Consider the following 14,586-nt stretch of genomic DNA (forward strand, 5'->3'; position numbering starts at 1 on the left):
TGCGCAGAATATTCGCGCGCTGCGAATCCTCCTTAGACAAGATTGCGTCTAGAAGACTGGAATTTGCCGATGGCCGTCCGCCGCCTTGCCCCCGCTGAAGTTCAGCCGAAGGAGTTTTCCTTCACGGCGGAGAATCTCGCCTGGGCGAAGACACAGCTCGAAAAATACCCGGACGGCCGTCAGGCCTCCGCCGTCATTCCGCTGCTCTGGAAGGCGCAGGAACAGTCCGGCGGCTGGGTGCCGGAAGCCGCGATCCGCTACGTCGCCGATTTCCTCAACATGGCGCATATCCGCGTCATGGAGATCGCGACCTTCTACACCATGTTCAATCTGGCGCCGGTTGGCCGCTATCACGTGCAGCTCTGCGGCACGACGCCCTGCATGCTGCGCGGCGCCGAGGAGCTGAAGAAGGTCTGCAAGAAGAAGATCGGCGAGCAGTTCGAGGTGACGCCGGACGGCGCGCTGTCCTGGGTCGAAGTCGAATGTCTCGGCGCCTGCGTGAATGCGCCGATGGCACAGGTCAATTACGACTTCTACGAAGACCTGACGCCGGAGAGTTTTGAACGCATTCTGGATGACCTGAAGGCAGGCAAAATGCCGCCGCCCGGTCCGCAGATCAACCGGCAATTCTCGGCGCCGGAGGGTGGGCCAACCACGCTGACCGATCCCGCGCTTTACGCGACCGCACCGAAATCCTCGGGCGCGCCCTTGAAAGACAGTAAGGCGAAGAAGCCGGGCGCGGCTGCCAATGTGCGGGAAGCGGCGGTGCCGGCAGGACCGGTCGGCGATTCCTCCGGCAAGGGACGCAAGTGATGCTCGCGGACAAGGATCGCATCTTCAGGAATCTCTACGGCCTTCATGACTGGGGGCTGGAAGGCGCGCGGGCCCGCGGCGCCTGGGACGGCACCAAGGGCATTCTGGAAAAGGGCCGCGACGCCATCATCAACGAGATGAAGGCGTCGGGCCTGCGCGGCCGCGGCGGCGCCGGCTTCCCGACCGGCCTCAAATGGTCCTTCATGCCGAAGGAATCCAAGGACGGCCGCCCAAGTTACCTTGTCGTCAACGCCGACGAATCCGAGCCGGGCACCTGCAAGGACCGCGAGATCATGCGGCACGATCCGCATCTGCTCGTGGAAGGCTGCCTGATCGCCGGCTTCGCCATGGGCGCGATTGCCGCATACATCTATGTGCGCGGCGAGTTCATCCGCGAGCGTGAGCGCCTGCAGGCCGCCATCGATCAGGCGTATGAAGCCAGGCTGATCGGCAAGAACAACATCCACGGCTATGACTTCGATGTCTACGTGCATCACGGCGCCGGCGCATACATCTGCGGCGAGGAAACGGCGCTGCTCGAAAGCCTGGAAGGCAAGAAGGGCATGCCGCGGCTGAAGCCGCCATTTCCGGCCAATGTCGGCCTCTATGGCTGCCCGACCACGGTCAACAACGTGGAGTCGATTGCCGTTGCGCCCGACATCATGCGTCGCGGAGCGGCCTGGTTCGCGGGCATCGGCCGGCCGAACAATGTCGGCACCAAGCTCTTCTGCATTTCCGGCCACGTGAACAAGCCCTGCAATGTCGAAGAGGCGATGGGCATCACCTTCCGCGAGCTGGTCGAAACGCATTGCGGCGGCATTCGCGGCGGCTGGGACAATCTGCTGGCCGTCATTCCTGGCGGCTCCTCGGTGCCGCTGGTGCCGGCGGACCAGATCGCCGACGCCTATATGGATTTCGACACGCTGAAGAATCTGAAATCCGGTCTCGGCACGGCCGCCGTGATCGTGATGGATAAATCGACCGACATCGTGCGTGCCATCGCGCGCTTGAGCTACTTCTACAAGCACGAGAGCTGCGGTCAGTGCACGCCGTGTCGCGAAGGCACCGGCTGGATGTGGCGCGTGGTCTCGCGCATGGCGGAAGGCCGCGCGCAGAAGCGCGAAATCGACCTGTTGCTGGAGGTCACGACTCAGGTTGAAGGGCACACCATCTGCGCGCTGGGCGATGCGGCGGCTTGGCCGGTGCAGGGTCTGATCCGGCATTTCCGGCACGAGATCGAGCGTCGCATCGACGAGTATGCAGCCAATCCGCATTCCGAACCGGTGCCGGTGGCGGCGGAATAGGCACGATTGGAACATGATCGCGATGGCATCCAACGGCACCATGTGGTGGCAGAAATGGGGAAACGCAGCGCAGATCGCTGCGGCGTTGGTCGCTGCCATCGGTTTCGCCGCGGTTCTTCTGCAATTCAACGAACTGCGACACAACAACCGGGCCACGAGCGCGCGTCAGGTCTATCTCGGCTATCTCGATCTGGAATTCAGGTACCCCGAGTTCACCGCACCCGATTACGACGCCATCAAGGCCGGCAATCAGGCCACACGGCTTCGTTACGAGTCGTTTGTGTCTTATCTGCTTTATGCGTGCGAAGAATCGCTGACCGCCTTCGCAGGATTGAAGGAATGGCAGAATTCCTGCGAGGGCGACGTCTCCGCTCATCTGCCGTTTCTGTGCGAGAAGTCCGTCCAGGAGCCGGGCTTCCTCAAGACCTATAGCGACAAGACGCAGAGCTTCGTGAAGGCGGCGATGGCCGCCGCGGGCGTGACGCCTCCCGACTGCAAGTTGAGAAAGACATGACGCGATGACCAAACTCATCGTTGACGGCACCGAAATCGACGTACCGGCGGAATATACGCTGCTGCAGGCTTGCGAGGCGGCAGGCGCCGAGATTCCGCGCTTCTGCTTCCATGAGCGGCTGTCGATTGCCGGCAATTGCCGCATGTGCCTGGTCGAGCTCGTGGGCTCGCCGAAGCCGGTCGCGTCCTGCGCCTGGGCCGTACGCGACTGCCGGCCGGGGCCGAACGGCGAGCCGCCGGTCGTCAACACCCGCACGCCGATGGTGAAGAAGGCGCGCGAAGGCGTGATGGAATTCCTGCTGATCAATCATCCGCTTGATTGCCCGATCTGCGATCAGGGCGGCGAGTGCGATCTGCAGGACCAGGCCATGGCCTATGGCGTCGATAGCTCGCGCTTTTGGGAGAACAAGCGCGCGGTCGAGGACAAGTATATTGGCGTCTTGGTCAAGACCTCGATGAACCGCTGCATCCATTGCACCCGGTGCGTCCGTTTTGTGACCGAGGTCGCCGGTGTTCCGGAGCTCGGCGCCATCGGCCGCGGCGAGGACATGGAGATCACCACCTATCTCGAAAGCGCGTTGACCTCCGAGCTGCAAGGCAACGTGGTCGACCTTTGCCCGGTGGGTGCGCTGACCTCCAAGCCTTACGCTTTCGTGGCGCGGCCGTGGGAGCTGAACAAGACCGAATCCATCGACGTGATGGACGCTGTCGGTTCGGCCATTCGGATCGATACGCGCGGCCGCGAGGTGATGCGCATTCTGCCGCGCAACAATGACAACGTGAACGAGGAATGGATTTCCGACAAGACGAGGCACGTTGTCGACGGCCTGCGCTCGCAGCGTCTGGATACCCCGTATATCCGGGAAGCCGGCCGCTTGCGCCCCGCCACCTGGAACGAGGCCTTCGCGCTGATCGCCATCAAGGTGAAGGATGCACGTCCCGATCGGATCGGCGCGATTGCAGGTGATCTTTGCGCGGTCGAAGAGATGTTCGCGCTCAAGGATTTGATGATGCGGCTCGGATCGAAAAACCTCGACGCGCGCCAGCGCGGCTCGATGATCGATCCGCGCTGGGGCCGCGCGCTTTACACATTCAATGCGACCATTCCGGGCATCGAGAAAGCGGACGCCGCCTTGATCGTCGGGTCAAATCCGCGTCACGAGGCGGCGATCCTCAATGCGCGCATTCGCAAGCGCTGGCGCATGGGACATTTCCCGATCGGTCTGATCGGCGAACGCGTCGATCTCACCTATCCATATCACTATCTCGGTGCCGGCCCCGACAGCCTCGCGGAAGTTGCGGCAGGGAGGGGCGATTTCTTCGATATTCTAAAGGACGCACAGCGTCCGTTGCTGATCCTCGGCGCCGGCGCGCTGGCCCGCAACGACGGTCCGCGCATCGCCTCGCTCGCTGCCCGCGCGGCGCTGAAGATCGGAGCTGTCAAGGATGACTGGAACGGCTTCTCGGTGCTGCACAGCGCGGCCTCCCGCGTCGGTGCGCTGGATATCGGCTTTGTCCCGGGCGACCACGCGCAGACCGCGTTGCAGATGGCCGATACCGGAAATCTCGACGTCTTGTTCCTGCTCGGCGCCGACGAGATCGACGTCATGCCGGGCGCCTTCGTTGTCTATATCGGCTCGCATGGCGATGCCGGCGCCCATCGCGCCGATGTCATTCTGCCCGGTGCCGCCTATCCGGAGAAATCCGGCATCTATGTCAACACCGAAGGCCGCGTGCAGATGGCGGCCCGCGCCGCGTTCCCGCCCGGCGACGCGCGCGAGGACTGGGCCATCATCCGCGCGCTGTCCGAACATCTCGGGCACAAGCTTGGCTATGACTCGCTTGCGCAATTGCGCCAGACTCTGTTCGCCGCGCATCCGCACATGATGCGGGTTGATCAGGTCGAGCCGGGCGATCCGGGTGACGTGCGGCGCATGGCGCAGGTCGACGGCGCGCCCGACAAGGCGCCGTTCACGTCGGTGATTGAAGATTTCTACCTTACAAATCCCATCGCCCGTGCCTCCGCGGTGATGGCCGAATGCTCGGCCCTTGCGGAAGGCCGGCGCAACGTGGCGGCGGAGTAGGGCGATGGCTGAATTCTTCACCGCCTATATCTGGCCGCTGATCATCATGGTGGCGCAGAGCCTGCTGTTGATGGTCATCCTGCTCGTGGCCATCGCCTATGTGCTCTATGCCGACCGCAAGATCTGGGCAGCGGTGCAGATCCGGCGTGGCCCGAACGTTGTCGGGCCCTGGGGTCTGTTCCAGTCCTTCGCCGATCTTCTGAAATTCGTGCTGAAGGAGCCGGTCATCCCGGCCGGCTCCAACAAGGGCGTGTTCTTGCTTGCGCCGTTCGTGACCTGCTTGTTGTCGCTGGCGGCCTGGGCGGTGATCCCGGTGCATCAGGGCTGGGTGATCGCCGATATCAATGTCGGTATCCTCTACATCTTCGCGATCTCCTCGCTCAGCGTCTACGGCATCATCATGGGCGGCTGGGCGTCGAACTCGAAATACCCGTTCCTCGCCGCGCTCCGTTCCGCCGCGCAGATGGTTTCCTACGAAGTCTCGATCGGCTTCGTGATCATCACGGTCCTTCTCTGCGCCGGCTCGCTTAATCTGAGCGCGATCGTCGAGGCGCAGAACGGGTCCTGGGGCCTGTTCAACTGGTACTGGCTGCCGCTGTTGCCGATGTTCGTGATCTTCTTCGTCTCGGCGCTGGCGGAAACCAACCGCCCGCCCTTCGACCTGGTGGAAGCAGAATCGGAACTCGTCGCCGGCTTCATGGTCGAATACGGCTCGACCCCGTATATGATGTTCATGCTCGGCGAATACGTGGCCATCGCCACGATGTGCGCCATGGCCACCATCCTGTTCCTGGGCGGCTGGCTGCCGCCGGCGCCGTTCGCCCCCTTCACCTGGGTGCCTGGCGTCGTCTGGTTCACGTTGAAATGCCTGTTCATGTTCTTCCTTTTCGCCATGGCGAAGGCGATCGTACCGCGTTATCGCTACGACCAGTTGATGCGGCTCGGCTGGAAAGTGTTCCTGCCGATCTCGCTGGCGGCGGTCGTCATCGTGGCCGGCGTTCTGCAATTCGCCGGTCTGGCGCCGAAATGAGGTCTGCGATGCGATTGGATCAGGCAGCGCGTTCGGTTTTCCTGACGGAATTCGTGCAGGCCTTCTTTCTCGGCATGCGCTATTTCTTCCAGGCCAAGCCCACGCTGAACTATCCGCACGAGAAGGGACCGATCTCGCCGCGTTTCCGTGGCGAGCATGCGCTGCGTCGTTATCCGAACGGTGAAGAACGCTGCATCGCTTGCAAGCTGTGCGAGGCGATCTGCCCGGCGCAGGCGATCACGATCGAAGCCGGCCCCCGCCGCAATGACGGCACCCGCCGCACCACGCGCTACGACATCGACATGGTGAAGTGCATCTATTGCGGGTTCTGCCAGGAGGCCTGCCCGGTGGATGCCATCGTCGAGGGTCCGAATTTTGAATTCTCCACCGAGACCCGCGAAGAACTCTATTACGACAAGGAACGTCTGCTCGCGAACGGCGATCGCTGGGAGCGGGAAATCGCCCAGAACATCCGGCTCGACGCGCCATACCGGTAAGCCCGCTCATGATCCCCTCCTTGTTCTTTTATCTCTTTGCGACCATTTGCATCGCCTCAGCGCTGATGGTGATCGCCTCGCGCAATCCGGTGCATTCGGTGCTGTATCTGATCCTCGCTTTCGTCAACGCGGCGGGACTGTTCCTGCTGCTCGGCGCCGAATTCCTCGCCATGATTCTGGTTGTGGTTTACGTCGGCGCGGTGGCGGTTCTGTTCTTGTTCGTCGTAATGATGCTCGACGTCGATTTCGCTGAACTGCGCGAGGGCTTTCTGCAATATCTGCCGGTGGGCGCGCTGGTCGGAGTGATCTTCCTCGCCGAAATCTTGCTTGTGGTCGGTGCCGTCAGCATCACCGGCGGCACCCCGCGTGTGATCGCCGAGCCGATCCCCGCCGATCTCAGCAACACCGAAGCCATCGGTCTCGTGCTCTATACGAAGTATCTCTATTTCTTCCAGCTCGCCGGTGTCGTGCTGCTTGTCGCCATGATCGGCGCCATCGTGCTGACGCTGCGCCATCGCGTCGGCATCAAGCGCCAGAGCATTTCCGCGCAGGTCGCGCGCACGCCGGCGACCGCAATCGAAATCCGCAAGGTCAAGTCGGGGCAGGGGCTGGACGCATGATCGTTGGATTGGGACATTACCTGTCGGTTGCCGCCGTCCTGTTCACGCTCGGGATTCTCGGCATCTTTCTCAACCGCAAGAACATCATCATCATCCTGATGTCGATCGAATTGATCCTGCTCTCGGTCAACATCAACTTGGTCGCGTTCTCGAGCTTCCTCGGCGACATCACGGGCCAGATTTTCGCGCTCCTGGTGCTGACTGTCGCCGCCGCCGAAGCCGCGATCGGGCTTGCCATTCTCGTCGTCTATTTCCGCAATCGCGGCTCCATCGCGGTTGAGGACGTCAATCTCATGAAGGGCTGAACCAGCGATGTATCAGGCGATCGTTTTCCTGCCGCTCATCGGCTGCCTGATCGCGGGCCTGTTCGGCCGCGTCATCGGCGCGCGCCCGTCAGAGCTCGTCACCACCATCCTGCTCTTTGCCTCGATGGTGCTGTCCTGGATCACGCTCGTGCAGGTCGGCTTTGGCCATCATGAAGAACGCGTCGTCCTGTTCAACTGGATGACCTCGGGCAGCCTGAAGGTCGACTGGGCGTTGCGCGTCGACGCGCTCACCGCTGTGATGCTGGTCGTGGTGACGACCGTTTCCGCGCTCGTGCACCTTTATTCCATCGGCTACATGCACGAGGATCCGCACCGTTCACGCTTTTTCGCCTATCTGTCGCTGTTCACCTTCGCCATGCTGGCGCTGGTCACCGCGGACAATCTCGCTCAGCTGTTCTTCGGCTGGGAAGGCGTCGGCCTCGCGAGCTATCTCCTGATCGGCTTCTGGTATCACAAGCCTGAGGCGAACGCCGCCGCCATCAAGGCCTTCGTGGTCAACCGGGTCGGCGATTTCGGTTTCGCGCTCGGCATCATGGCCGTGTTCATGATGGTGGGCTCGATCGATTTCGACATCATTTTTGCGCAGGCGCCGGCTTTGGTCGGCAAGACCATCAATTTCTTCGGCTGGCACGTCGATGCGCTGACCCTGATCTGCCTGTTCCTGTTCATGGGCGCCATGGGCAAGTCGGCGCAGTTCCTGCTGCACACCTGGCTGCCGGATGCCATGGAAGGCCCGACGCCGGTTTCCGCGCTCATCCATGCCGCCACCATGGTCACCGCCGGCGTGTTCATGGTCGCGCGGCTGTCGCCGCTGTTCGAGCTTTCGCCGGTCGCACTGACGGTCGTCACCTTCTTCGGCGCAACCACGGCTTTGTTCGCGGCGACGATCGGCCTCGTGCAAAACGACATCAAGCGCATCGTCGCCTATTCGACCTGTTCGCAGCTTGGCTACATGTTCGTCGCCATGGGCGTCGGCGCCTATTCCGTCGGCATGTATCACCTGTTCACGCACGCCTTCTTCAAGGCGCTGCTGTTCCTTGGCTCCGGCTCGGTGATCCATGCGATGCATCACGAGCAGGACATCCGTCACATGGGCGGGCTGAAGGACAAGATTCCCTTCACCTACTGGATGATGGTGATCGGCACCTTGGCGCTCACCGGCTTCCCCTTTACCGCCGGCTATTTCTCAAAGGACGCCATCATCGAAGCCGCCTATGCCGGCAAGAATCCGATGGCGGTCTATGCCTTCGCCTGCACGGTCGCGGCGGCGCTGTTGACGTCATTCTATTCCTGGCGCCTGATTTTCAAGACCTTCCATGGCAAGCCGCATGACCATCATCACTATGACGAGGCCCATGAAAGCCCGTTGGTGATGCTGGTGCCGCTTGCTGCGCTGGCCACCGGCTCGATCCTCGCCGGCTGGCCGTTCTACGAATATTTCGCCGGTCATCACGTCGCGGACTTCTTCCGCGAGTCGCTGAAATTCGGGCAGGGCAACACGATCCTCGACGACATGCATCACGTGCCGCTCATGGTTGTCGTCACGCCGACGGTGATGATGGTGATCGGATTCCTGATCGCGTATCAGTTCTACATCCGCAGCCCCGAAACGCCGGTCAGGCTCGCGCGCGAACATCCCGTGCTGTACCGGTTCCTGCTCAACAAGTGGTATTTCGACGAGCTGTACGAGCTCATCTTTGTGCGCCCTGCCAAATGGCTCGGCTACACGCTCTGGAAGCGGGGCGACGGCTGGCTGATCGACGGCTTCGGTCCGGACGGCGTTTCCGCGCGGGTGCTGGACGTGACACGCGGCGCGGTACGGCTGCAAAGCGGTTACCTCTATCACTATGCCTTTGCCATGCTGATCGGTGCCGCGTTGCTGATCACCTGGTTCATGTTTGCCGGAGCGCACTGACATGGCGAGCTGGCCCATTCTTTCCGTCACTACCTTCCTGCCGCTTGTCGGCGTTCTCTTCCTCATGGCGCTGCGCGGCGAGGACGAGGCGGCGAAGCGCAATGCGCGCTGGATCGCGCTGTGGACGACGATCGTTACCTTCGCCCTGTCGCTGATGCTGGTCTGGCGCTTCGATCCGACGACGGCCGATTTCCAGTTCGTCGAGAAGGCGCGCTGGCTCGGCGGGTATGCCTCCTATCACATGGGCGTCGACGGCATTTCGCTGCCGCTCGTGATCCTCACCACGGCGATCATGCCGTTCTGCATCATCGCCAGCTGGGATTCGGTGGAGAAGCGCGTCAAGGAATACATGATCGCGTTCCTCGTGCTGGAAGTGCTGATGATCGGCACCTTCTCGGCGCTCGATCTCGTGCTGTTCTATCTGTTCTTCGAAGGCGGCCTCATTCCGATGTTCCTGATCATCGGCATCTGGGGTGGCCAGCGCCGCGTCTATGCCAGCTTCAAGTTCTTCCTCTACACGCTCGCCGGCTCGGTGCTGATGCTGCTCGCCATCATGGCGATGTACTGGAGCGCGGGCACGACCGACATTCCGACGCTGATCAAGCACGACTTCCCGCACAGCCTGCAGACCTGGGTATGGCTCGCCTTCTTCGCGTCCTTCGCGGTGAAGATGCCGATGTGGCCGGTGCACACTTGGCTGCCGGATGCTCACGTGGAAGCGCCGACAGCGGGCTCCGTCATCCTCGCGGCCATTCTGCTGAAGATGGGCGGCTACGGGTTCCTGCGCTTCTCGCTGCCGATGTTCCCGCTGGCATCGGCCGATTTCGCGCCGCTGGTTTTCGTGCTCTCGGTGATTGCCATCATCTACACCTCGCTGGTGGCGATGATGCAGGAGGACATGAAGAAGCTGATCGCCTATTCGTCGGTCGCCCATATGGGCTTCGTCACCATGGGCATCTTCGCCGTTACCTCGCAGGGCGTCGGCGGCGGCATCTTCCAGATGGTGTCGCACGGAATCGTGTCGGGCGCGCTCTTCCTCTGCGTCGGCGTCGTTTACGACCGCATGCATACCCGCGAGATCGCAGCCTATGGCGGTCTCGTGGAGCGCATGCCGCTTTATGCGGCGGCCTTCATGATCTTCACCATGGCGAATGTCGGCCTTCCGGGAACCTCCGGCTTTGTCGGCGAGTTTCTGACGCTCATCGGCACCTTCAGGATCAACATTCCAGTAGCCACCCTGGCGACAACCGGCGTCATCCTCTCTGCCGCCTACGCGCTCTGGCTCTACCGCAAGATAATCTTTGGCAAGCTCGAAAAGCCGTCGCTGATCAACATCCAGGATCTCAACTATCGAGAGGTCCTCGTTCTGGGGCCGCTTGTCGTCCTGACGGTGCTGTTCGGCTTCTATCCGAAGCCAGTGCTCGACATGTCGGCGGTGTCGGTCGAGTCGCTGATCGCCAACTACAATCAGGCGGTGAACGGCAAGAAGACCGCCACGACCAAGCAGGAAGACGCGGACCACGCGATGCCGCGGCAACATACGCAGTTTCTTGTCCGGGATTGATCGATGACAGCATCCGCCCAAATCCCCAATCTGCTGCCGGTCTTTCCGGAGATCGTCCTCGTCGCCGGCGCGCTGCTGCTATTGATGTTCGGGGCCTATCGTGGCGAGCGCGCGTCACTGACGATCTATACCGGTGGCATCATGTTGCTGATTGCAGCGGCGGCGATCGTGCTTTGGCTGCCGGCCGGCAGGGTCGTCACGTTCAATGGCAGTCTGGTGCTGGATGACTTCGCACGCTTCCTGAAGGTGCTGGCCTTTGGGGGCTCCGCGGTCGCGCTTCTGATGTCGCTCGACTATTTCCGCAATGAGAAGCTTCTCAAATTCGAATATCCGGTTCTGGTGCTGCTCGCGACCGCCGGCATGGGCGTACTCGTGTCCGCGGGCGATCTGATCGCGCTCTATCTCGGGCTCGAGCTGATGAGCCTGTCGCTCTACGTCATCGCCGCCTTCCATCGGGATTCCGTGCGCTCGACCGAAGCGGGCCTGAAATATTTCGTCCTCGGCGCTTTGTCGTCTGGCATGCTGCTTTACGGTGCCTCGCTGATTTACGGCTATACCGGCACCGTCGCCTTCGGCGGCATCGCCAAGGTGGTGGCGCAGAGCGAGCTCGGCGTCACCTTCGGCCTTGTCTTCATCCTGGCCGGGCTTTGCTTCAAGGTCTCGGTGGTTCCGTTCCACATGTGGACGCCCGATGTCTATGAAGGCGCGCCGACTCCTGTGACGGCGTTCTTCGCATCGGCACCAAAGGTCGCCGCCATGGCGATCTTTATGCGCGCCGTCGTCGTTGCGTTTCCGACCATCGCGGTGCAGTGGCAGCAGATTCTGGTCTTCGTCGCCATTGCGTCGATGGCGCTCGGCGCCTTTGCTGCCATCGGTCAGCGCAATATCAAGCGTCTGATGGCCTATTCCTCGATCGGGCATATGGGCTTTGCGCTGGTCGGCCTCGCCGCCGGTACCCAGGAAGGTGTGCAGGGCGTCCTGGTCTATATTGCGATTTATCTCGCGATGACGCTTGGCACCTTCGCCTGCATCCTGTCGATGAAACGCCCGGGCGGCATGGTGGAAGAGATTTCCGATCTCGCCGGGCTCTCGCGGACCAGCCCGGGAATGGCGTTCCTCTTCGCCATGCTTCTGTTCTCGCTCGCCGGCATCCCGCCGCTCGCGGGATTCTTTGCCAAGTTCTATGTGTTTCTCGCTGCGATCAATGCCGGGCTTTACACGCTGGCGGTGATCGGTGTTCTCACCAGCGTCATCGGCGCCTATTACTATCTCGCCATCGTCAAGGTCATGTATTTCGACGAGCCGCAGAAGAGTTTCGATCCGATGCCGCGCGAGCAGGTTGTCGTCCTGGGGGTCGCCGGCCTGTTCAATCTTCTTTTCTTCGTCTATCCGGCGCCGCTGCTGGACGCCGCGACGGCCGCGGCCAAGTCACTCTTCTGAGACATGGCATTCGCGCTCGGGCCGCGGGCGGCGCAGGCAGGCTACCGTCTTGCCGGATATGACAGCATTGGCTCGACCAATACCGAAGCGCTGCAGCGCAGCCGCGCCGGGGAGCGCGGGCCGTTATGGATCGCGGCGCGTGCGCAAACGCAGGGGCGCGGCCGGCGCGGACGCACCTGGAGCAGCCCGGAAGGCAATCTCGCCGCCAGCTTGCTGATGACAGTCAATGCGCCGCTGTCTCTCGGCGCGACATTGGGATTTGTGGCGGGACTTGCGCTGTGGCGGGCGATTGAGAATTGCACCAGCGGACTTTCGGTGGCCTTGAAATGGCCGAATGATGTGCTCGCTGATGGCAGGAAATTCGCGGGCATTCTTCTCGAATCGGAAAGCGGCGATGCACCGGCCATTGTGGTGATTGGCATGGGCGTGAATATCGTGTCCGCACCGCATGACGTTCCGTTTCCGGCGGTGTCCCTGCACGCGCTCGGCCAGAACGTCGGCGCCGAACATGTTTTTGCGGAGTTGTCCGATGCCTGGGTCGATTTCTACGCGATATGGGACAATGGTCGCGGCATTGACGCGATCCGCGCGCAATGGCTGACCCATGCGGCCGGGCTCGGCCGGGAAATCACGATCCGAACGGGGGATACGACGTTGCAGGGCATTTTCCGCACGCTGGATGAGCAGGGCCGTCTGGTGTTGCAGACGGCCGATGGTGCGCAGGTTCCGGTGGCGGCGGGCGATGTCTATTTCGGGCCGGTTGCCACCAGTTCTATCGACGCGAGGCCGCATTGATGGCCGCAGCCGGAGAACTTGTTTTTACGCCGCTGGGCGGCGTCGGCGAGATCGGAATGAATCTCGCCCTCTACGGTCTGGGCGATGCTCGCCGACGCACTTGGCTCGCGGTCGATCTCGGCGTCTCCTTTGCCTCGGAAGAGCATCTTCCGGGCGTCGACCTGATCTTCCCGGACATCCGCTATCTGGTCGAGGAGCGTAAAAATCTTGCGGGCATTGTGCTGACGCACGCGCATGAAGACCATTTCGGCGCGGTGCTGGATTTGTGGCCGCAATTGCGGGTGCCGATCTATGCCACGCCGTTTACAGCGGCGCTGCTGGAAGCCAAGCGGCAGAGCGAGCCTGGCGCGCCGGAAATTCCGGTCAAGGTGGTCGACCTGGGGAGCCGGTTCACCGTCGGCCCGTTCGATATCGAACTCGTCTCCGTCGCCCATTCCATTCCGGAATCCAATTCGCTCATCCTGCGCACGCCGTTCGGCAATGTCTTGCATACCGGCGACTGGAAACTCGATCCGACGCCGATGATCGGGCAGGGGACCGACGAGAACAAGCTGAAGCGGCTTGGCGAGGAAGGCGTGCTCGCCTTTGTCGGCGATTCCACCAACGCCGTGCGCGGCGGGCGATCGCCGTCGGAGGCCGATGTCGCGAAAGCGCTGGCGGAGCTGATCGCTTCGGCTCCGGCGCGCGTCGCGGTGACGACTTTTGCCTCGAACGTCGCGCGCATCAAGGCCGTGGCGGACGCCGCGCACGCCTGCGGACGCGAGGTCGTGCTGGTCGGGCGCGCGATGGAGCGCGTGGCGCAGGTCGCGCGGGAGACCGGCTATCTCGACGGCGTGCAGCCCTTCCGCGGGCCCGACACCTACGGTTATTTGCCGCCGAACAAGGTGGTGGCGCTCTGCACCGGCAGCCAGGGCGAGCCGCGCGCGGCGCTCGCGCGCATCGCACAGGACGAGCATCCCGACGTCACCCTCAACAAGGGCGACCGGGTGATCTTCTCCTCGCGTACCATTCCCGGCAACGAGAAGGCGGTCGGCGCTGTCATCAACGGACTGATCGCGCAGAATGTCGATGTCATTACCGACCGCACGCATCTCGTCCACGTCTCCGGCCATCCGCGAGTATCGGAAATGGAAGAGATGCTCGGATGGGTGAAACCGCAGATCTTGGTGCCCGTACATGGCGAGGAACTGCATTTATACGAGCATGAACAAATCGGTCGTCGTCTCGGACTCAAGCATATCGTGCGCTGCCGCAACGGCGACGTGCTGAAGCTTGCGCCAAACGCCCCTGAGATCATTGATGAAATCCCGACGGGCCGACTCTACAAGGACGGCGCCCTTTTGATCCCGGCCGACGGCAAGACCATTTCCGAACGCCGCAGATTGTCCTTCGCCGGTATGGTTTTCGTCGCCATCGCATTGACCGAAAAAGGGATTCTCGCCGCCGATCCGGAAATCGATCTGATGGGCATTCCCGAAAAGGGCCGCGACGGTTCCGACCTTTCCGACATCGCCTATGATGCGGTGATGAGCACCATCGAGACATTGCCGAAACCGCGCCGGCGCGATCCTGATTCCATTGCGGAATCCATTCGCCGTGGCGTGCGCGCGGCCTTGGCGGCGCAATGGGGCAAGAAACCGGCCTGCCACGTGCATGTTCTGGTGGTGTGATGCAACGAGGACAAA

At 62.2% G+C, this 14,586-nt stretch carries 13 protein-coding genes; all 13 read left to right on the forward strand.

Annotation, left to right across the window (positions count from 1 at the left end):
• Positions 1 to 69: 69 nt before the first annotated feature.
• Genes nuoE through RO009_16675 form a run of 13 tightly spaced genes read left to right on the forward strand, consistent with a single transcriptional unit; the run spans position 70 to position 14,571 of the window.
• On the forward strand, positions 70 to 813 hold the full coding sequence (nuoE, locus tag RO009_16615; GenBank protein ID MDT3686654.1) for an NADH-quinone oxidoreductase subunit NuoE: 744 nt from the start codon (positions 70 to 72) through the stop codon (positions 811 to 813).
• Positions 813 to 2,117: an NADH-quinone oxidoreductase subunit NuoF gene (gene nuoF, locus RO009_16620; GenBank protein ID MDT3686655.1), complete on the forward strand. Its 1,305-nt coding sequence runs from the start codon at positions 813 to 815 to the stop codon at positions 2,115 to 2,117. Before nuoE ends, nuoF begins: the two co-directional genes overlap by 1 nt.
• 13 nt (positions 2,118 to 2,130) lie before the next feature.
• Complete coding sequence (locus RO009_16625; GenBank protein MDT3686656.1) at positions 2,131 to 2,631, forward strand: hypothetical protein; 501 nt, start codon at positions 2,131 to 2,133, stop codon at positions 2,629 to 2,631.
• A 4-nt stretch (positions 2,632 to 2,635) separates the two neighbouring features.
• A complete protein-coding gene (gene nuoG, locus RO009_16630) occupies positions 2,636 to 4,714 on the forward strand; it encodes an NADH-quinone oxidoreductase subunit NuoG (GenBank protein MDT3686657.1) in 2,079 nt (692 codons plus the stop codon).
• 4 nt (positions 4,715 to 4,718) lie between these two features.
• Positions 4,719 to 5,744, forward strand: a complete 1,026-nt coding sequence (gene nuoH / locus RO009_16635; protein MDT3686658.1) for an NADH-quinone oxidoreductase subunit NuoH — start codon at positions 4,719 to 4,721, stop codon at positions 5,742 to 5,744.
• Between the two features lie 8 nt (positions 5,745 to 5,752).
• Entirely contained in the window at positions 5,753 to 6,241 is a 489-nt protein-coding gene (nuoI, locus tag RO009_16640; GenBank protein ID MDT3686659.1) for an NADH-quinone oxidoreductase subunit NuoI, read from the forward strand.
• Positions 6,242 to 6,249: 8 nt separating this feature from the next.
• A complete protein-coding gene (locus tag RO009_16645; GenBank protein ID MDT3686660.1) occupies positions 6,250 to 6,861 on the forward strand; it encodes an NADH-quinone oxidoreductase subunit J in 612 nt (203 codons plus the stop codon).
• The gene (nuoK, locus tag RO009_16650; GenBank protein ID MDT3686661.1) at positions 6,858 to 7,166 is read left to right on the forward strand and encodes an NADH-quinone oxidoreductase subunit NuoK; all 309 of its coding nucleotides are present in this window, start codon (positions 6,858 to 6,860) and stop codon (positions 7,164 to 7,166) included. The genes RO009_16645 and nuoK overlap by 4 nt, the downstream gene beginning before the upstream one ends.
• Positions 7,167 to 7,173: 7 nt before the next feature.
• Positions 7,174 to 9,102, forward strand: a complete 1,929-nt coding sequence (gene nuoL, locus RO009_16655; protein MDT3686662.1) for an NADH-quinone oxidoreductase subunit L — start codon at positions 7,174 to 7,176, stop codon at positions 9,100 to 9,102.
• Position 9,103: 1 nt separating this feature from the next.
• The gene (locus tag RO009_16660; protein MDT3686663.1) at positions 9,104 to 10,666 is read left to right on the forward strand and encodes an NADH-quinone oxidoreductase subunit M; all 1,563 of its coding nucleotides are present in this window, start codon (positions 9,104 to 9,106) and stop codon (positions 10,664 to 10,666) included.
• A gap of 3 nt (positions 10,667 to 10,669) precedes the next feature.
• A complete protein-coding gene (gene nuoN, locus RO009_16665) occupies positions 10,670 to 12,106 on the forward strand; it encodes an NADH-quinone oxidoreductase subunit NuoN (protein ID MDT3686664.1) in 1,437 nt (478 codons plus the stop codon).
• 3 nt (positions 12,107 to 12,109) lie between these two features.
• A complete protein-coding gene (locus tag RO009_16670; protein ID MDT3686665.1) occupies positions 12,110 to 12,901 on the forward strand; it encodes a biotin--[acetyl-CoA-carboxylase] ligase in 792 nt (263 codons plus the stop codon).
• Entirely contained in the window at positions 12,901 to 14,571 is a 1,671-nt protein-coding gene (locus RO009_16675) for a ribonuclease J (protein MDT3686666.1), read from the forward strand. The genes RO009_16670 and RO009_16675 overlap by 1 nt, the downstream gene beginning before the upstream one ends.
• Positions 14,572 to 14,586 lie beyond the last annotated feature (15 nt).

It is taken from the genome of Pseudorhodoplanes sp. (assembly GCA_032027085.1).
Taxonomy (GTDB): domain Bacteria; phylum Pseudomonadota; class Alphaproteobacteria; order Rhizobiales; family Xanthobacteraceae; genus Pseudorhodoplanes.

Coding starts and splice junctions, on each gene's coding strand:
- nuoK (MDT3686661.1), top strand. CDS start 6,858: ATGATCGTTGGATTGGGACATTACCTGTCGGTTGCCGCCGTCCTGTTC.
- nuoI (MDT3686659.1), top strand. CDS start 5,753: ATGCGATTGGATCAGGCAGCGCGTTCGGTTTTCCTGACGGAATTCGTG.
- RO009_16670 (MDT3686665.1), top strand. CDS start 12,110: ATGGCATTCGCGCTCGGGCCGCGGGCGGCGCAGGCAGGCTACCGTCTT.
- nuoF (MDT3686655.1), top strand. CDS start 813: ATGCTCGCGGACAAGGATCGCATCTTCAGGAATCTCTACGGCCTTCAT.
- nuoN (MDT3686664.1), top strand. CDS start 10,670: ATGACAGCATCCGCCCAAATCCCCAATCTGCTGCCGGTCTTTCCGGAG.
- RO009_16675 (MDT3686666.1), top strand. CDS start 12,901: ATGGCCGCAGCCGGAGAACTTGTTTTTACGCCGCTGGGCGGCGTCGGC.
- nuoE (MDT3686654.1), top strand. CDS start 70: ATGGCCGTCCGCCGCCTTGCCCCCGCTGAAGTTCAGCCGAAGGAGTTT.
- nuoL (MDT3686662.1), top strand. CDS start 7,174: ATGTATCAGGCGATCGTTTTCCTGCCGCTCATCGGCTGCCTGATCGCG.
- RO009_16645 (MDT3686660.1), top strand. CDS start 6,250: ATGATCCCCTCCTTGTTCTTTTATCTCTTTGCGACCATTTGCATCGCC.
- RO009_16660 (MDT3686663.1), top strand. CDS start 9,104: ATGGCGAGCTGGCCCATTCTTTCCGTCACTACCTTCCTGCCGCTTGTC.
- RO009_16625 (MDT3686656.1), top strand. CDS start 2,131: ATGATCGCGATGGCATCCAACGGCACCATGTGGTGGCAGAAATGGGGA.
- nuoG (MDT3686657.1), top strand. CDS start 2,636: ATGACCAAACTCATCGTTGACGGCACCGAAATCGACGTACCGGCGGAA.
- nuoH (MDT3686658.1), top strand. CDS start 4,719: ATGGCTGAATTCTTCACCGCCTATATCTGGCCGCTGATCATCATGGTG.